Consider the following 18117-nt stretch of genomic DNA (forward strand, 5'->3'; position numbering starts at 1 on the left):
AAATGCGGCGTGCGATCTGTCTGCACCGGACGCGAGTCCGGTCCTCCCTCGGGACCCCCCGATCCCCAGGGCCTGCAGTCAGAGGGGCTGGCGAGCCGTCAGCCGGTCTGACTCCAATCCTTGATCCGGCGCTTGCTGGCCGGCTGTGCTGCACGCGGGCCCGGCTTGGCCGGGAACGCCGCGTCCTGGACATCATCGAGCGAATCGGTCTCGACCGCCACCGGGGCGGCGCCATTCTCGAGCGAACGATAGAGCGAGACCTCGCGCTCGAACTCCGCGACCTCGAAGACCCACTCCTGACCGGTGATCGCTTCGAAGACGGTGTCGTCCTGGAAGACGAGCACCACGTCCCCGGTCGCGACCAGCACGAGCTCGGAGAGCGGGCGACCGACCTGGGGCAGGAGCGCCTGCAGGGCGCGAACGCTCTTGCGGATCTTCTGAACGGAGACGCCCGCGTCGATCAGGCGCTTGGTCGCCTTGAGCGCGACCAGGTCGTCGAAGCTGTAGCGGTGATGGCCACCGGGCGTCCGCTCCGAGGGCTCGATCAGACCGGTCTTCGCCCAGTACTGGAGCTGTCTCCGGGACAGGTCGAGCAGATCCACGACCTCCCGGGTCTTGAATTGCGACCGTACGACTTCCGAAGCATCCCGTGTTCGACTCGACTGCGACACCTGCCCCCCTGCGCCGGTCCCGGTTCGGGAACGCGGCCTCCGACCTGCTCCTTCGCGCGATCGCGAAGTCCGCTCTGCTGTGGCGCCGCTCTCCCGCCCGCGAGGGGTGGAAGAGGCGGCTCCGGGATCCGGGGCCGAGCTCCGCTCGAAACACGGCCCGATCGACTGCTTCCGGTCTGTGCCGGGCTCCGGCCGGGGCGTCCAGCCACGGTCGAAGCGATGGATTCGGGGGGTTCGAACGCGCTCGCTGCCCCGGGGGTTTCGCCAGAGCCGGTCGAGCCTCTGCAGAGTAAATTGGGGGCGGGGCTGCAAGTCAAGCCAAAAGACCCGGGATTTGTCGCGATGAGGGGGAAATAGTGCCTCCGGCTCGGGCGTGTCCCCGAGGCATCGGCGGCCCTTTCTTCGGTGGGGTCTCCCCTCGTATGCGGCGCTCGGGCTCGCTGGGTAAGGTCGCGACGTGCCGAATGACGCCGACGTCGAGAAGCGCGCCGAATCGAGCGCGAGCGGGGGCCGCGCCGCGGACGGGGGCTCGCGGAGCGCGATGTCCCGCTTCGCGGGCCGCGAGGGCGCCGTCCTGGACGCCGAGGACCGCTCGAAAGAGGCCGAGGAAGCCGAAGAGGAAGAGGAGAGCCTGTCGCGCCTGCGGGTGGCCGACGGCGATGTGCTTCGTCCCTTCATGCGCGGGATCCTCGTGCACTCCCTCACGGAGCGGGGCGTCGCCTTCGAAGACGCCTACGAAGTCGCGCAGGCGGTCTGGAAGCGGCTCCGCGGGCGCAGCCAGGTGAGCAAGAAGGAGCTCGGGGCGCTCGTCGACGAGCTGGCCGAAGCCGGCGCGCGGACGGATCCGGCGGATCGCGGCATCAGCCTCGACACCGTGCTCGACGTCCACGGCAAGGACGGCCGCTGGCCCTTCAACCAGGGACGCCTCCAGCAGAGTCTCCTGGCTGCCGGGCTCCGGCCGCGTCAATGCTTCGAGATCGTGCTCGAGATCGAGCGCGACGTGCGCGAGCGCGGGGACGACAGCGTGACCCGCGACGCGCTCCGTGAGAGCGTGGCCGCGCTGCTGCGGGAGCGCGTCTCCGCTGCCGCGGCGGACCGCTATCTCGCCTGGCGCTCCTTCCAGGCCGAGGACGAGCGGTGTCGGCAAGTCGACCCTCGCGCTCGAGGTCGCGCGGCGTTTCTCGATCGGGCGCCTGCTCTCGACGGACTCGATCCGGGACGTGATGCGCGTGATGTTGTCCGACGATCTGGTTCCGACGCTCCACGTGTCCTCCTTCGAGGCGCATACGCGACTGGTCAATCCCGTGCGGGAAGGCGCGGATCCGGTGATCGAGGGGTTCCTCGATCAGTCGCGGACCGTCTCCGTCGGCGTCCGCGCCGTGATCGAACGCGCGATCGCCGAGGGGACGAGTACGGTCCTCGACGGGGTGAGTCTCGTCCCGGGTCTCTTCGATCCCGAGGAGTGGCGCGACCGGGCACACGTCTTCTTCCTGCTCGCGGCGGACGAGGATCGCGAGTCGCTGCACAGTCATCTCGTTGCGCGCGCGCATGGCCGCGGGGCGCGCGCCTCCGAGCGCTACGTGCGCAACTTCCAGGGCATCTTCACGATCCAGGAGGATCTGCTCGAGCGCGCCGAGCGCTTCGGCATCCCGGTCGTCGACGTCCAGGATCGGGACCGGGCGGCGAGCCGGGTCGTGAAGCACGTCGTCGACCTCCTCGGAGAGCGGCGCCGGGCCGAGCGCGGCGCCCCGGCGTAGCGCTGCCGGCTTTTCGGCGACGGCTCGAGTAGAGTCCGGGCGCCGGAGGCCCGACCGGGCCCGGCCCGGATCTGCGCGCCCCGCGCGATCCCCCCTCCCTCCCTCACTCCTGCCTCGAGGTTCGATCCATGGGTCGATCCCTGAAATACGAGATTCCCGGCGTGGACCCGCGCGTCGCCCTCGACGTGTGGGCGGAGAAGGGGTGGAGCGGGGTGTTCGGGACCGCCGCGGAGGCGGAGCGCCGCTCGCGTGTCCTCGAGATCGGCTTCGGCCGCGGGGAGTTCCTGCTCGATCTCGCGACGAGCGCGCCGGACGTCGAGTTCGTCGGCGTCGAGGTCTCGTTCAAGCGCACGCTCAAGATGGCACGGAAGGTCGCGCGGGCGGCCCTCCCGAACGTTCGCCTCGTGGAGGCGCGCGCCGAGGAGGCGATCCGGAGTCTGCCCGAGCCCGGCAGTCTCGACGCGATCTGGATCAACTTCTCCGACCCGTGGCCGAAGACGCGCCACGCTCATCGCCGCGTGATCCAGCCCGAGTTCGTCGCCGCGGCCGCCGCGGCGCTCTGCGAGGGCGGCCACCTCTACGTGGCGACCGACGACGTTCCGTACGCTCACCAGATGGACGAGGTGCTCTCCGCCGAGCCCGCCCTCCAGAACGCCTACGCCCCCTGGCCCTTCGTGAGCGAGGTCAGGGGACGGAGGCGGACCGGCTACGAATCCCAGTGGCGCGAGGAGGGGCGGCCGATGCACTTCTTCGCCTATCAGCGCTGCGGCGTGGAGCGCCCGGATGGCTGAGTCGATCGTCCAGACCCACGCGACGCGGCGACCCAACCTGAAGGATCACGGGCGGGAGGCCCTGCGTGCGCTCTTCGCCGAGCGGGGCTGGCCGGCCTATCGCGCGGACCAGGTCGCGACCTGGCTGTACCAGCAGGACGTCGACGACGTAGAGGCCATGTCGAATCTCCCTGGGGCGATTCGCGAGGCGCTGGGGTCGGAGTTCGACACGCGCTCCCTCGACGTCGTCGAGACCCAGCGCTCCGTCGACGGGACGCAGAAGCTCCTGCTGGGCGCCTTCGATGGGGCGCGGATCGAGGCGGTGCTGATTCCCGAAGAGCGCCGCAATACGCTCTGCGTGTCGACCCAGGTCGGTTGCCCGCTCACCTGCGACTTCTGCGCGACCGGCGCGCTCGGATTCACGCGCAACCTGTCGACCGCCGAGATCGTCGATCAGGTGCTCCACGCCCGTCGACACATGGAGCCTGGCTCGAGCCTCACGAACCTCGTCTTCATGGGCATGGGCGAGCCGCTCCTCAACCTGCCGGCGGTCTCGGAGGCGATCCGGATCCTGACGGACCCCAAGGCCTTCGCCCTCGCGCCGCGCCGAGTGACGGTCTCGACCGCCGGGGTCCTCCCGCAGATCGGGCCGCTCCTCGAGGTCGCGCCGATCCATCTCGCGGTCAGCCTGCACGCGACGACCGATGCCGTGCGCGACGTGCTCGTGCCGCTCAACAAGCGCTTCCCGATCGCGGAGCTGCTCGAGACCCTGCGCGAAGAGCCACGGATCCATCGACGTCGCCCGGTCTTCTTCGAGTACACGCTGATGAAGGGCGTGAACGACTCGATCGCGGACGCGAAGCGCCTGCCCGGGCTGCTGCGCGGGATTCCCTCGAAGGTGAACGTGATCCCGATGAATCCGCACGACGACGCGCCCTACGAACCCCCGAGCCAGGAGACCGTCGACGCGTTCACGGCCGCGCTCCATGACGGTGGGGTCCGGGTCACGCTCCGCCGCGATCGCGGGCGCGACATCGACGCCGCCTGCGGCCAGCTCGCGAACCGGCGCCCGGCCGGCAACGCGTAGGCAACGGGCCCGGCCCCGCCCGGCTCGACGCCCCGCGGTGCGCCCGAATCCCGTCAAGCGCACCCCGGGGAAGGCCGATGCGCCCGGGAGGACGACGGGGGGCCGCGTCCGGTGAGGGGACATGCTCTACGCGTTCGGGGACATCCACGGTGAGCTCGAGAAGCTCGACGAGCTGCTCGACCTGACGCCGCTGCAGCCCGGGGACCGCCTGGTCTTCCTCGGCGACTACATCGATCGCGGACCCGACTCGAAGGGGGTGATCGATCGCCTGATCGCGCTCTCGCAGGAGTACGAGTGCGTCTTCCTCCTGGGCAACCACGAGTCGATGTTCCTCGACTTCCTGGGTTGGACCGACGACGCCTACTTCGGAGGCGACGCGTTCCTGCTGAACGGCGGCGACCGGACCCTCGCCGGCTACGGCTACTTCGATCGCGAGGAGACGAGCCGCGAGAGCTTCCGCCTCCCGAAGGACCACGAGGACTTCCTGCTCGGTCTCCGGCTCTCGCACATCGAAGGCGACTACCTCTTCGTCCACGCAGGCATCTCGCAGGATCACCTACGCTCCGGCGACCTTTCCTACGCGCTTCGCAAGAGCCGACCCGAGGACATCCTCTGGAACCGAACGAGCGGAGAGCTGCCCCACGACCTCGGGATCACGATGGTCTACGGGCACACGCCGAACGAGGACTTCGGCGTACGCTGGAACGCGCCGTTCTCGATCGGCGTCGACACGGGCGCCGTCTACGGCGGCCCGTTGACGTCGATCCGGCTCCCGGACGAGACGATCTTCCAGGCCTAACCGCGCGGCGGCCCGCTCGCGACGGCGCTCGCTGCGTCCGTGTTCCGCTGGCGGAGCTTGGGAATCGTGAGCTTCATGCCCGCGGAGAGCGCGTCGAGATCGACGTCCGGGTTGTACTGGCGGAGCAGCCAGATCGGGACGTCGTAGCGTCGCGTGGAGAGGATCCACAGCGAGTCGCCGGGGCCGACGCGGTGGCTGACGGTTCCCTCGATCTCCCACTCGGCGAAGAAGTCTTCCTGGAGGGATCGGTGGTACTCGACCCGGATCCGCTCGAAGGCGTCCGGCGAGATGTCGGAGAAGTCGAGGCGCAGGCGCTGCTGGACGACCACCGGCTCGCCGAAGCGCAGGCCGTTGATCTTGCGCAGGCGGCTCGCGCGGAGGCCGAGCCACTCGGCGTAGTGGCCGAGGGTCTCGCCGGTCTGGACGACGATGGTGCCATTGCTGGCGACGGTGTAGTCGGTCGGGTCGGCGAGGAGGCCCGGGGAGGGCTCGGTCGCGCTCTCGTCCGAGACCGAATCGGTCTCGACCAGAAGGGCTTCGCCCTCGGCGGGCGCCGGGGTCCCGGTCGCTGCGAAGTCGGTTGCGTCGGGATCGAGCGGTGCCGTGCGCGCCGGGGAAAGCGCGGCGGCGGCGTCCGGGTGCGCCTGCTTCGCGGTCGCTCCGGCGCTCGCGATCGCCGTCGGCTTCGGGACGCGGAGCTTCTGGCCCGGATGGATCCGGTTCCGGCTGCGCAGGTCGTTCATCGCGACGAGGTCGCCGACCGTGATCCCGAAGCGTCGCGCGATCTCGGTCAGGTTGTCGCCGCGGCGAACCGTGTAGGCGTCGGTCTCGCCGGCCGACGCGATCACGCCGCTTCGCGAGACGCGAAGCCGCTGGCCGGCGTGGATGCGGTTGCGGCTGCGGAGGTTGTTCATCGCGACGAGGTCGGCGACGGTGATTCCGAAGTTGTCCGCGATCTTCGATAGGTTGTCGCCACGGCGCACGGTGTAGAACCCGCTCTGCGGGAGTGCGGCCGGGGCGTCGGCGGTCTTCTTCGAGGGCTTGTAGGAAGCGTTGCGGGTCGTGGCGCCCGAGCTGCGTCCGTCGGTCGGGAGCTTGATCTTCTGGCCGACGCGGATGCGGTGCTTGCTGCGCAGGCCGTTCAGGGCGACGAGCTCCGACATCCGGACGCCGTGGCGTCGGGCGATCGTCGAGAGCGTGTCGCCGCGTCGGACCGTGTAGGTCGTGTCGCGGGTCTGCCGGGCGTACTGCTGAGCGACGGGCAGGCTCGCGATTCCCTGGGCGAGGGGCTTCGGGAGCGACGCGCGCGGGACCTTGATCGAGAAGCCCTTCGGAACGCGCTTGGCGCCCTTCCAGACCGTCGGTCGAAGGGCGGGATTCGCCTGCTCGAGCGTCCGCCGGTCGACGCCGATCGCCTTCGCGAGGTCCGTGGCCTTCGCGTAGTAGGGCATGTCGATCGAGTCGTAGACGATCGGCTGGTCGAGGTCGAGTGGCCCGAAGTAGAACTCGGGATTGCTCGCGACCGCGCTCGCGGCGAGGAACTCGACATAGAAGTTCCGGCTCGCGAAGCCGAAGGTCCGGGACTTGTACTTGCGGACGATCGTGGTGATGTCCTTCGTACCGAGCTTGCGGGCCGCGCGGCGCATGCCGGCGGCGCCGTGGTTGTAGGCGGTGATCGCCAGGGGCCAGGAGCCCGTGACCCGTCGATTCTGTTCGAGCAGGCGGGCCGCGGCGACGGACGCGCGATAGGGATCGAGGCGCTCGTCGACCACGTGGTCGACCTGCATGAAGCGTCGGCCGGTCGAGCGCGTGAACTGCCACAGGCCGGCGGCGCCGACGCGCGAGTAGACGTTCGGCGTATACGACGACTCGACGTGAGGGAGGTTCGCGATCTCGAGGGGCAGGTTCATGTCCCGCAGCGTCTGGAGGATGTGCGGCTTGTACGCGCCCGAGCGGATGACGCCGGCGCGGAACTTGTTCGCCTGGCCGAGCTGGAACCGGACGAGGCGGGCGCTCTTCTTGAGCGTCGCGTTCTCCACGCCGGCCGGGAAGAGGGCGAGGACGCGCTGCTCTTCGCGAGAGAGTCCCGAGCGCTTGCCCTTCGCCAGCGTCAGCAGGATCTGCTTGTAGTGCTTCTTCCGCTTCTCGGTGTGGCGCTCGCGCCCGCGACCCGAGAGGCCGGTCGGGATCTTCGCGACTTCGTAGACGATGCCGAGGTCGCGGCTGTCGTGGATCAGGCCGGCGTCGGTTCCGACCTCGCTGTAGATCCGCTTCCAGAAGGCGACGTCCTTCTCGAGGGCCGCCGGTCGCGGGAAGTCCTTCGGTGCGGACATCGCGGGGGGCGCGATCAGTAAGAGGGCGGCGATCGTGAGCGCCGACAGGGCGAGCACGGCCGTCGAGACGATCCGATCCAGGTCGAAGGTCGGTACCGGACCGGTGTAGGTGGGGCGAAATTCCAGCAATCGCTTCATGGACGACTCCCTCCGCCCTTCATCCATCGGCAACTCACCGGCAGATTCGGAGCAGAAAGCGTCGTTTCCCCGCTGGGACTCGTCGAAAACCCACGATGGCGTGCATCGGGGCTCGGCGGCCAGCCTCCGTCAGTTGATGTGTCGGCCCGCCCGCCGTCGCATCGCGATCGGCGGTGGGCACCTGTCGGGGGGATTCGATTGTCGTCGCGGGGCCGCTGCCGCGAGGCATCCGAAGCGGACCCCTGGATCCGTTCAGGTGCCCGTCGGCTCGGCCCGGTTCCCGCGCGCGACCGGAACCCGAGAGGGGGAGGGGACGGTCGGTCCGCGGGATCGCCTCGAGTCTACTTCTTCTTTTTCTTCTTTCGCGAGGCCCGCTGCTGCTTTCGCTTGTTCTTCTTCGCCTTCGGGTCCTGGCGCTTCTTGGTCGCGCTGCGGCCGCCTCCGCCGCCGAGCATGGCCATCGGGTCGAAGCCGCCACCCATTCCGCCGGGGCCGCCCATCCCGGGCATCCCGCCGCCGCCACCGAGGCCACCGAGCAGACCGCCCTGCTTGCCGAGCATGCCCATCATCTGGCGCATCTGGGAGAAGCGCTCGACGAGCCCTTCGATGTCCTTGACCGTGCGCCCGCAGCCCGCAGCGATCCGGCCCGCGCGACTCTTGTCGATGATCGAAGGTTCGGCCTTCTCGGCCTTCGTCATCGACTGGATCATCGCCTCGACCTTCTTGAGCTCGCCGTCGTCGACCTGGTCGGCGAGCCCGCCGATCCCGGGCATCTTCGCGAAGACGTCCTTGAGCGGCCCGAGCTTCTGGATCATGCGCATCTGCTTGAGCAGGTCGTCGAGGCCGAAGGTCCCCTTCAGGATCCGCTCGGCGTCTTCTTCGGCCTCCTTCTCGTCGACGACCTCCTCGAAATCCTTCACGAGGCCGACGATGTCGCCCATGCCGAGGATGCGGCTGGCGAGGCCTTCCGGGCGGAACTCCTCGAGTCGGTCGACCGTCTCGCCCGTACCGAGGAACTTGATCGGGACGCCGGTCACCGCCTTGACCGCGAGGGCCGCACCACCGCGGGCGTCGCCGTCGAGCTTCGTCAGGATCACGCCGTCGAGGTCGATCTTCTGCGCGAAGGCGCCGGCGACGTTGACGGCATCACGCCCCATCAGCGCATCGCACACGAGCAGCTTGTTCGCCGGTTCGACGCGTCCGACGATCTCCTCGAGCTCCGCCATCAGGTCGTCGTCGACGGCCAGACGACCGGCGGTGTCGTAGATGATCGCGTTGTGGCCTTCGCGCTTCGCGCGCTCGAAGGCCGCGGCGCAGATCGCCGGGGGCAGGTCGCCTTCGACGCCGTGATGGACCGGGACGTCGATCTGGGCGCCGAGAGTCTTCAGCTGGTCGACCGCGGCGGGTCGATAGACGTCCGCGGCGACGAGCAGCGGCTTCAACCCCTGCTTGCGGAGGTGGACCGCGAGCTTCGCCGAGATCGTCGTCTTTCCGACGCCCTGGAGGCCGGCGAGCATGATCGACGTGATCCCGCGGTCCTTCGCGAGGGTCGTGTCGACCGGGCCCATCAGGTCGACGAGCTCTTCCTCGCAGATCGCAACGAAGTGCTGGCCGGGGGTGACCTTGATCTTCCGGCCCGACCGATCCTTGACCCGGGTCTGGACCTTCTCGCCGAGGCTGCGCTCCTTGACCCGGTCGAGGAACGAGCGGGTGACCTTGAGGTCGACGTCCGCCTCGAGCAGCGACATGCGCACGTCGCGCAGCGCTTCGTCGATGCTTTCTTCGTTCAGTTCGCGAACGCCCTTCAGCCGGTCGGTCGCGTTCTTGAAGCCCTGGGTCACGGTCTCGAGCAAGGGGTCCTCCGAGGGCCGCGAGGTTAGCAGCCGTCGTCAAAGCGGGTCGCGGATCCGCGGAAATGACCTCGAGAGGTCGCCTTGCCGCTCCGTCGGGAGGCCGGCATGCTTGGGCTTCGCCGTCGGGGACACCCGGCATCGCCGCCGGGAACCGCCGGCGCGCCGACACCATCACATCGGGAGACGAAGCGTGAGCATCGAGGTCGAGGCCCAGATCACCGGCAACGTATGGAAGGTCGAGACCGAGGTCGGGGCCGAGGTCGAGGAGGACGACGTCCTGCTCATCATCGAATCGATGAAGATGGAGATTCCCGTGGAGGCGCCCGAGGACGGGAAGGTCCTCGAGATCAAGGTCGCCGAAGGGCAGGCCATCGAGGAAGGGGACGTCCTGGTCGTCCTCGAAGCGTAGGCGTCGAATGGCCGCAGCGGAGATCCGAGAGCGAGCAGGGGACGCGCGGCTACGCGCCCGAAGGCTCGGCCCCGGAGACCGCGGCGCGGCGCTGGCACATCTCCGCGCGGACGAAGAGGCGAACCTCGTCCTGATCGACCTGGTGGATCGGCTCGGGCGGGCCCTGGGCCCCGGCGAGATTCCGCCGCAGATCTACGGCGCCTGGGACGGAGATCGGCTCGAAGCCCTGGCGGCGCTCCGGCCGAGCATCGTGCTCTCGGCCGGCGCATCCGAAGAGGCCTTCGAAGTCTTCGTTCCCTTGGTCCTGCGGGTACCGAGCGGCCTCGCGAAGTGCGACCGCCACCTCGTGGCCCCGATCTGGGACGCGCTCCGGGAGGAGGGCCGGGTCTCGACGATCGACCGGATCGAGATCGCCTACCGGCTTCGCCCGGAGGCGATCGTCGCGGCCGATGCGTCGCTGCCGGGCGTCGCCCGTCCGGCGCGCCCCGAAGAGCTCGACGAGCTCGTCTACGCCGCGCGCGCCAGCCTCTGGGAGGAGGACCGTCCGGATCCCGCAGAAGGCGACCCGGTCGGCTTCCAGCGCTGGGTCCAGGGGCGCCTCCCGCGCGCGCGGATCGTCTCGGAGGGCGGACGCACCGTCTTCGTCGCCTACGCCGACGTTCGCCGCGAGGAGGGCTGGCTCGTCCAGGGCGTCTACACCTGGCCGGAGTGCCGTCGCCGCGGCTTCGCCCGGCGTGGGATGGACTCGGTGGTGCGTGAGGCCTTCGCGTCGGGCGCGCGCCACGTCCAGCTCGCCGTCGTCGAAGGCAACGACCGCGCGGCGCGCCTCTACGAGCAGCTCGGATTCGAGCCCTTCGCCGAGCTCAGGACGGTGCTGTTCCACTGAGTCCGCGCGCACGCAGGCGGTCGATCACCGCCTCGCGCAGCCACCGACCCTCTTCGACCACGCGGAGCTGCTCGATTCCGTAGCTCTCGTGCCAGGCGGCCACGCCCGTCGGCATCGCGACGCGCCGGGTTGCCTCGATCGTCTCGGAGGACCCCATGCGACGGCTCGTGCGCGACCCATCCTGCACGGCCTCCGGTGCGACATCGCGGGGATGGATCTCGACGATCGCGACCCGATCTTCCCAGCTCTCGGCGGACCACACGTCGCCGGTCCGGATCGGCCCCGCCCGGAAGTGGCCCGCCACCGCGCGACTCGGGTAGTAGGCGAGGTCCAGCCCGGTCTCTTCCCGGAGTACGGTCTCGAAGAGTCGCCGCATCCCCATCGTGTCGATTCGCTCGGGGGCGTTCGCGACGACCTCGCCGACCGAGAGCGGTGCCTCGCCGTCGCGCGCCACGTTGAGGAACGCATGGAGGTGGGGCGCGGCGCGAAAGTGGAAGACCGCCGCCGGTGACTCGAGGCGGAAGATGGGGGACGGCTGGTCGTCGAAGCGCATCCCCTCCTGATGGTCGACGTCGTAGTCGGCGAGGTGGAACGTCTCGATCCCGCCGTTCGCCTCGATGCACGCCCAGGCGTAGTCGCGGTCGCCTTCGGCGTAGTTCCCCAGGATGCGGTCGATGACCGCCCGGGCGGCGGCGCGCTGCGTCGTCGTCAGTTCGCCGACGGGCACGCCTTCGAAGTGGCCGTCGGTCCCCTGGACGGCGACGGCGGTCTGGACCGGCGCCTTCGGACGACGCGCCTGCTTCCGGGCGGCAGGCGAGAGACTCGCGATCAGGGCCTGGCCGGCCTCGAGCTGGTCGAGATAGGCGTTGCCCGGCAGCCCGACCTCACCGTCTCCCGTCTGATCGCCGTAGACCTGGGGGCCACCGAAGGGATCGCCCTCGCGATTCGCGCCGCCCATCCGGAGGTTGAGGTGGGCGCCGGTGAGGTGGACCTGGTACGGGCCGGCCTCGGGATCCCCGACGAAGAGCAATCGACCGTAGTTCAGCCCGACGAGGCCGAGGAAGAACTGATCGAAGAGACGGGTCCGTCCGGCCGGCGAGAGCGAGGCGTGGATCAGGTCGACGAGGAGCGCCTGCTCCTGGCGCCGAAGGAACACCGTCTTGGTTCCGCCGCTCGCGACGCCGCGGTTGTGGAACTGTCGGCGGGGGTGGTCGTAGTCGACGAACGCGTCGTCGACGCCGCGCGCACGGAGACGACCCGACAAGGCCCGGGCGAGGTCGTCGACCGGCGCGAGCTCCGCGCTCGGCTTCGGCGGGAGCAGGCCGCGGCTGGCGACGCCGAAGAGGCCGCTCGCGGCGAGACCGGCGGTGCCAGCGAGGAGCTGCCGACGGGAAGGGGGCATCGTTTCGACCTCCGAGCGGACCTCGATTCTAGCGCGACCCGCCGTCGATTGAGCGCGTCCGGGGAAGGGCTACCGTGCCGCCTCCCAACGATTCATGAACGGAAAAGGAGACTCCGATGGGCCTGTTGGACGGAAAGGTCGCGATCGTGACCGGAGCGGGTGGCGGACTCGGGCGCGAACACGCGCTGGCGCTCGCGAAGGAAGGCGCCGCCGTGGTCGTGAACGACCTCGGTGGTGCGCGGGACGGTTCGGGCTCCGGCTCGGCGATGGCCGACCAGGTCGTGGACGCCATCAAGGCGGCCGGCGGCGAGGCCGCGCCGAACTACGACAACGTGTCGACCGTCGAAGGCGGGGAGTCGATCCTGAAGTCGGCGCTCGACGCCTTCGATCGCGTGGACATCCTGATCAACAACGCGGGCATCCTCCGCGACAAGAGCTTCTCGAAGACGACCGAAGATCTCTGGGATCCCGTGATCGCCGTTCACCTGAAGGGCACCTACTGCGTGACCCGCCCAGTCTTCAACTGGATGAAGGAGAACGGGAACGGCGGCACGATCATCAACACGAGCTCGACGTCGGGCCTGAACGGCAACTTCGGTCAGTGCAACTACGGCGCCGCGAAGGCGGGCATCGCCGGGTTCACGCGCTGTCTCGCCCTCGAAGGGAAGAAGTACGGCATCCGCTGTCACATCCTCGCGCCGGTCGCGCACACGCGGCTGACCGAGGACCTGCCCGGGTTCGGCGACGATGCCGCTGCGGCGAAGTACGACCCGAGCCTCGTCTCGCCGCTCATGGTCTATCTCGCATCCGACGCGGCGAAGGACATGACGGGCAAGACCTTCCTCGCCGGCGGGGGCCGGATCGCCGAGATGCGGGTCGTGACCGCGACGGGCATCACGAAGGAAGAGGACGGCGGGCTCTGGACGGCCGAAGAGGTCGGCGCCCGGATGGCCGCGGGCGAGATCCTGCTGCCCGAGTAGTCGAGGCAGGCGTGCCGGGGCGGCGTGGTCCGCTCCGGCGCGTCGCCAATTTGGCGGCCCCAGGGGGCGTCGGTACCCTGCGGTGATCATGTCCGACGATCCAGAGACGACCGAGCGGCCGCCCGAAGGCGAGCCCGTCCTCGACGCGGACGCCGAATCCGCCGACTTCTCCGGCGGCCCCGAGATCTCCGACAGCTCTGGCAGCTCTGGCAGCTCCGACGGAAAGGATCGCGCTCCGGCCCCGCTCCCGCCCCACGTGGCGAAGGGAGCGGCGCGCTCGTCGATGGCCGAGCGGTTCAATTTCCTCTTCCGCTCGTTCGCGAGTCGGTTCTTCGCGCACTTCGAGCTCGACGAGGCCGTCGTCGAGCGCCTGAAGGCCCTCGAGTCCCGCGGCAGCGTCGTCTACGTCATGCGGTACTCGAGCCGCCTCGACTACTTCCTGTTCAACACGCTCTTCCTTCGGCATGGCCTGCGGCTCTCGGGCTTCGCGAACGCCATCCACTTCTACTACTACCGGCCGCTGCATCAGCTGATCCCGACGATGCTCCGACTGAAGCGGGCGCGACCGCGGGAGGTGGAGCACGCCGAGGACTGCGAGATCGTCCGGGAGCACGTGGCCGCCGGCCACAGTCTCTTCCTCTTCCTGCGGACCCAGCGACTCAAGGCCTTCCTGCGCGGGAAGAAGCAGGAGCGGCGACGCGATGAGCTCGACCTGCTCGGCGAGGTCGTGCGTCAGGTCCGGGAGGTCGATCCGGAGCGTGAGGTCTTCGTGGTTCCCCTGGCGATCTTCTGGCGCAAGGGGCCTCGGACCGAGAATCGATTCCTGAACGTCGACTACGGGTCCCTCGCCCGTCCGTCGGACTTCGCGAAGGTCGCACGGTTCCTCTCCACCTACCGCAGCCTGACGGTCAAGGTCGGCGACGCGATCGACGTCGGTCTCTACGGGAAGGTGAACGCGGACGACGACGCGAAGCGACTCGCGCGCAAGATCCGCCGCGCGGTGCTCATCCATCTCTACCGGGAAGAGAAGGTCGTCGAGGGTCCGTCCCTCCGTCCGCGTTGGCGCGTGTTGAAGGAGGTCCTGGGCGACCCCGGCGTGCGGAAGGCGATGGCGGTCCGCGCGAGCGCCGACAAGGGGTCGCCGGAGAAGGCCGAGCGCGAGGTCGAGAAGATCTTCAAGGAGATCTCGGCCAACATGAGCTCGACGTGGCTGGCGATCGGTGCCGCCGTCGTCGGCGCGATCTTCAAGCGCCTCTTCGCCTCGATCGAAGTCCACCGGCTGAACGAGATCGCAGAGGACGCCAAACGTCATCCGATCGTCCTCGTTCCGAGCCACCGCTCCTACTTCGATTTCCTGATCCTCTCCTGGCTCTTCTACCAGAACTACCTCGTCCCGCCCCACATCGCGGCCCGGGAGAACATGGCGTTCGGCCCCTTCGGATACCTGTTCCGCAACATGGGCGCGTTCTATCTCCGCAAGTCCTTCGACGATCCGCTCTACAAGGAGGTCTTCCGCGCGTACGTCGCCTACCTCGTGCGCGAGGGCTTCACCCAGGAGTTCTTCATCGAGGGCGGCCGCTCGCGGACGGGCAAGAACCTGGCGCCGCGCCTCGGCATGCTCTCCTGGGACGTCGATGCCTTCCTCGAAGGCAACCGCAAGGATCTCTTCTTCGTCCCGATCGCGATCAGCTACGAGCGACTCGTGGAGGAATCCGGGATGGTCGAAGAGCTCGCCGGCGGCGAGAAGACCGAAGAGAGCGTCCTCGGTCTCTTTCGCGCGCGGAAATACCTCCAGCGGCGCTTCGGGTCGGTCCACGTGTCCTTCGGCGAGCCGATCTCCCTCGCCGGCGCCCTCGGCGGTCAACGCGAGCGTTTCGAGGCGCTCCAGCGCGGCGAGATCTCCTCGACGGAAGTGCGCACGGTTCTCGAGGAGCACAAGCGCGACTTCGTGGGCTCCCTCGGCCACTCCCTCGTCGAGCGCATCGGTTGGGCGATGGTCGCGAACGCGACCTCCGTCGCCTCGGTCGTCCTGATGGGCGCGCCGCATCGCGGCGTCCTGCGTGAGGACCTGGTGCGCGGGATGCAGGAGGTGGCCGGGCTGCTGCGGCTACAGGGGGTACGACTCACGACCGCCCTCGAGCACGACCTGCCCGAGCTGCGTGAGTCGATCGCGTTCCTCGAGCGATCGGACCTCCTCAAGTCCCGGCTCGACCACCGCGGAGAGATCCTTCACTTCGAGGAGAGTCGCCGGCGTGCCCTCGACATCTACCGGAACTCGATCGCCCACTTCCTCGTGATCCCGAGCGTGCTCGCGCGCGCGGCGCTCGGCGGCCTGCCGCGCAACGGTGTCCACCAGGAGCTCGAGACCTGGATCGACGTCTTCTACCGCGAATACTATGCGTCCCGCGAGCTCTACCTCACCCGCGGCGAAGCCGTCCTCGAGCACTTCGAGAGCGAGGGATGGATCACCCTCGACGGCGACGGGGTCTGGCAGGCGACCCGCGAAGGGCATCGGCCGCTCCGCGTCCTGGCAGAGCAGACGCGCGGCGTCGTCGAATGCTACGACTCGATCGTGCGTGTGCTTTCCGCGTGGATGCAGTCGGCGGACGAGGGCGTGCTCCGGAGCGGGCTCATCAAGGAGGCGCAGCTCGACTTCGAGGGCGCCCAGCTGCTCGGGGACGCACGCCGGATGGAAGCGCTCAGCGACACGACCTTCGACAACGCGCTCGCGTGGCTCGCCTCCCGGGACATCCTCGAGAGCGAGTCCATCACGACCGGCAAGCGCGGCGGTCGGGACACCCGTTATGCCCGTGGGGAGAAGTGGTCCGAGCTCGCGCGGCTCGGGGCGCTTCTGGCGGCGGCTCTCCGGGACGGGTAGCTTCCGCGCCCTTTCGGGCCCCCGTCCGGATCGTCTCTCGCGTTCGCCGGGGGCCGGTCCCCGAGCCCGTTTCCCGAGGAAGCCATGTCCGCCGAGTCCCCTGCCGACCCCATCTCCATCATCGACTTCGAAAAGGGCGGGGGTCTCGTGACCGCGATCGCCCAGGACGACGACACGGGCGAGGTCCTGATGGTCGCCTACATGAACGAGGAATCGCTCCGCCGGTCCCTCGAGATCGGCGAGGTCGTCTACTGGAGCCGGAGCCGGAAGAAGTACTGGCACAAGGGCGAAGAGAGCGGAAACGTCCAGAAGCTCAAGGGCATGTACGTCGACTGCGACGGCGACGCCCTCGTCCTGCGCGTCGAGCAGATCGGCGGCGCCGCGTGCCACACGGGGAAGCGCAACTGTTTCTTCCGCCGGATCGACGGCGGAACGATCGAGGACGTCGGCGTCCAGGTCTTCGATCCCGACGAGGTCTACAAGAAGTGAGCATACTGGCCCCCACGAACGACGAAGGTCCCAAGATCCGACTCGGCCTGCCCAAGGGCAGCCTGCAGGAAACGACCGTCTCGCTCTTCGCGAAGGCGGGCTACGACGTCCGGATCTCCGGACGTTCCTACTACCCTTCGATCGACGATGCCGAGATCGAGTGCATCCTGATCCGGCCCCAGGAGATGGCGCGCTACGTCGGGCAGGGCGTGCTCGACTGCGCGATCACGGGACTCGATTGGGTGATCGAGTCCGGAGCCGACGTCGAGGAGCTCGCCGACCTGCGCGCGCCGTGGCCGAACTACGGTCCCGTCCGGTGGATCCTCGCGGTCAAGAACGACTCGCCGTTCCAGACGCCGAAGGATCTCGAAGGCAAGCGGATCGCCACCGAGGTCATGGGCATGACCGAGCGATACTTCGCCGAGCAGGGGATCAGCGCTCAGCTCGAGTTCTCCTGGGGCGCGACCGAGGTCAAGCCGCCGGTGCTCGCCGACGCGATCGTCGACGTGACCGAGACGGGCTCGAGCCTGCGCGCCAACAATCTGCGCGTGATCGACCTGCTCCACGAGAGCACCCCCCGACTGATCGCCCATCGCGCTTCGCTCCAGGATCCCTGGAAGCGCGGCAAGCTCGAGCGGCTGAAGATGCTGCTGATGGGCGCGATCGCCGCCGCGACCCGGGTCGGGCTCTCGATGAACGTTCCGAAGGACAAGATGGAGAGCGTGCTCGCGCTCCTGCCCGATGCCGGCAAGCCGACGATCTCGCCGCTCGCCGATCCGTCCTGGGTCGACATCTTCGTGATCGTCGAGGAATCCTTCGTCCGCGATCTGCTGCCGAAGCTCCACGAGGCCGGTGCCCGCGGCATCGTCGAGAACCCGCTCAACAAGATCATCGACTGACGTGTCGCCCGCCGCGGGACGTGGGACGCCCGTCCATGACCGAGGGCGCTTCGGCCGCTTCGCCGGCGGACTGCTGGACTACGCCCGTACGGCCTGGTGGGGCACGGTCGCACCGCGCACCCTCGAGCGGCGCCCGCTCGGCGTCGCGCAGGGCGTGATCCTGCGAGAGGAAGCCGGGCGTCCCGAGGTCCTGTTGAGCGTGCGGAGCGACCTCTTCGGCTGGGAGCTTCCGGGTGGGACCCTCGAGGCCGGGGAGGATCCGGCGACCGCCCTGATGCGAGAAGTCGAGGAGGAGACCGGACTCGAGGTCGCGGTCGAGGGCGAGGTCGGCGTGTGGCAGCGCACCGGGTTCAGGCCCCACACCGCGCACGTGTTCCGATGTCGCGTACGGGGCGGGCGGCTTCGCCCGTCCCACGAGACACCGCGCGTCGCATGGTTCGACGCCGCCGCTCCGCCCGAGGCGCTCTTTCCCTGGTACCGCGCGCCCCTGGCGATCGGCTGCGAACGGCGGCCCGATGCCGTCGCGATCGAGGAGAGCCAGGGGCTGGCGTGGATTCTCGAAGCGATGCAGATCGACCTGCGGATGCGCTGGGACGGCTTGCCGGATCCGTCCGCGCCGATTTCCGAGGGCCCGCATCGCGACGGCTGACGGGCCGGTTCGCCCGGGATCGCGCGGAGGCGCATCGCCCGACGCGTATCGGCATTCCGTCTGATCGAGCCCCCTCGACTCGGGCGCCGCCGCTACGCTCGCGCCTGCCGCGCCCCG

The 18117-nt window shown here is 69.2% G+C and carries 14 protein-coding genes and 1 pseudogene; 11 read left to right on the top strand and 4 right to left on the bottom strand.

Going from position 1 to position 18117, the window contains the following annotated elements; translation table 11 throughout:
- Positions 1–98: 98 nt before the first annotated feature.
- Positions 99–1349: a MerR family transcriptional regulator gene (locus NXI30_25385; protein ID MCR9097565.1), complete on the bottom strand. Its 1251-nt coding sequence runs from the start codon at positions 1347–1349 to the stop codon at positions 99–101.
- 554 nt (positions 1350–1903) lie between these two features.
- Between NXI30_25385 and NXI30_25390 the strand changes: the two genes are divergently transcribed.
- From NXI30_25390 to NXI30_25405, 4 genes are all read left to right on the top strand, one after another.
- A complete protein-coding gene (locus NXI30_25390) occupies positions 1904–2428 on the top strand; it encodes a hypothetical protein (protein MCR9097566.1) in 525 nt (174 codons plus the stop codon).
- 128 nt (positions 2429–2556) lie between these two features.
- The gene (gene trmB / locus NXI30_25395) at positions 2557–3219 is read left to right on the top strand and encodes a tRNA (guanosine(46)-N7)-methyltransferase TrmB (protein ID MCR9097567.1); all 663 of its coding nucleotides are present in this window, start codon (positions 2557–2559) and stop codon (positions 3217–3219) included.
- Complete coding sequence (rlmN, locus tag NXI30_25400) at positions 3212–4285, top strand: 23S rRNA (adenine(2503)-C(2))-methyltransferase RlmN (GenBank protein MCR9097568.1); 1074 nt, start codon at positions 3212–3214, stop codon at positions 4283–4285. The genes trmB and rlmN overlap by 8 nt, the downstream gene beginning before the upstream one ends.
- A 121-nt stretch (positions 4286–4406) precedes the next feature.
- Complete coding sequence (locus NXI30_25405) at positions 4407–5084, top strand: serine/threonine protein phosphatase (protein MCR9097569.1); 678 nt, start codon at positions 4407–4409, stop codon at positions 5082–5084.
- On the opposite strand, the gene NXI30_25410 is transcribed toward NXI30_25405, so the two are convergent.
- Together NXI30_25410 and ffh are read right to left on the bottom strand one after the other, a co-directional pair.
- Entirely contained in the window at positions 5081–7555 is a 2475-nt protein-coding gene (locus NXI30_25410; protein ID MCR9097570.1) for a LysM peptidoglycan-binding domain-containing protein, read from the bottom strand. The genes NXI30_25405 and NXI30_25410 overlap by 4 nt on opposite strands.
- Positions 7556–7896: 341 nt before the next feature.
- On the bottom strand, positions 7897–9408 hold the full coding sequence (ffh, locus tag NXI30_25415; protein ID MCR9097571.1) for a signal recognition particle protein: 1512 nt from the start codon (positions 9406–9408) through the stop codon (positions 7897–7899).
- 190 nt (positions 9409–9598) lie between these two features.
- Here ffh and NXI30_25420 point away from each other — a divergent pair, with 190 nt between their 5' ends.
- Complete coding sequence (locus NXI30_25420) at positions 9599–9817, top strand: acetyl-CoA carboxylase biotin carboxyl carrier protein subunit (protein ID MCR9097572.1); 219 nt, start codon at positions 9599–9601, stop codon at positions 9815–9817.
- 7 nt (positions 9818–9824) lie between these two features.
- Positions 9825–10703, top strand: a complete 879-nt coding sequence (locus NXI30_25425; GenBank protein MCR9097573.1) for a GNAT family N-acetyltransferase — start codon at positions 9825–9827, stop codon at positions 10701–10703.
- Here the strand turns inward: NXI30_25425 and NXI30_25430 are convergent.
- Entirely contained in the window at positions 10681–12105 is a 1425-nt protein-coding gene (locus tag NXI30_25430) for a DUF3500 domain-containing protein (protein MCR9097574.1), read from the bottom strand. The two genes, NXI30_25425 and NXI30_25430, sit on opposite strands and share 23 nt — an antisense overlap.
- A gap of 116 nt (positions 12106–12221) precedes the next feature.
- On the opposite strand from NXI30_25430, the gene NXI30_25435 reads away from it, so the two are divergent.
- The 5 genes and pseudogenes from NXI30_25435 (at position 12222) to NXI30_25455 (ending at position 18000) form a co-directional block, all read left to right on the top strand.
- Positions 12222–13085, top strand: a complete 864-nt coding sequence (locus NXI30_25435; protein ID MCR9097575.1) for an SDR family oxidoreductase — start codon at positions 12222–12224, stop codon at positions 13083–13085.
- Positions 13086–13173: 88 nt separating this feature from the next.
- Positions 13174–15963 (top strand): 1-acyl-sn-glycerol-3-phosphate acyltransferase, encoded by a 2790-nt coding sequence (locus NXI30_25440; GenBank protein ID MCR9097576.1) that lies wholly within the window; start codon positions 13174–13176, stop codon positions 15961–15963.
- Positions 15964–16047: 84 nt separating this feature from the next.
- Complete coding sequence (gene hisI / locus NXI30_25445; protein ID MCR9097577.1) at positions 16048–16452, top strand: phosphoribosyl-AMP cyclohydrolase; 405 nt, start codon at positions 16048–16050, stop codon at positions 16450–16452.
- Positions 16449–17351, top strand: coding sequence for an ATP phosphoribosyltransferase (hisG, locus tag NXI30_25450; GenBank protein ID MCR9097578.1), 903 nt, complete (start codon positions 16449–16451; stop codon positions 17349–17351). Before hisI ends, hisG begins: the two co-directional genes overlap by 4 nt.
- A gap of 136 nt (positions 17352–17487) precedes the next feature.
- Positions 17488–18000: pseudogene (locus NXI30_25455) on the top strand (NUDIX hydrolase).
- Positions 18001–18117: the final 117 nt, after the last annotated feature.

Source organism: bacterium (assembly GCA_024742285.1).
Classification (GTDB): domain Bacteria; phylum Myxococcota_A; class UBA9160; order UBA9160; family UBA4427; genus UBA4427.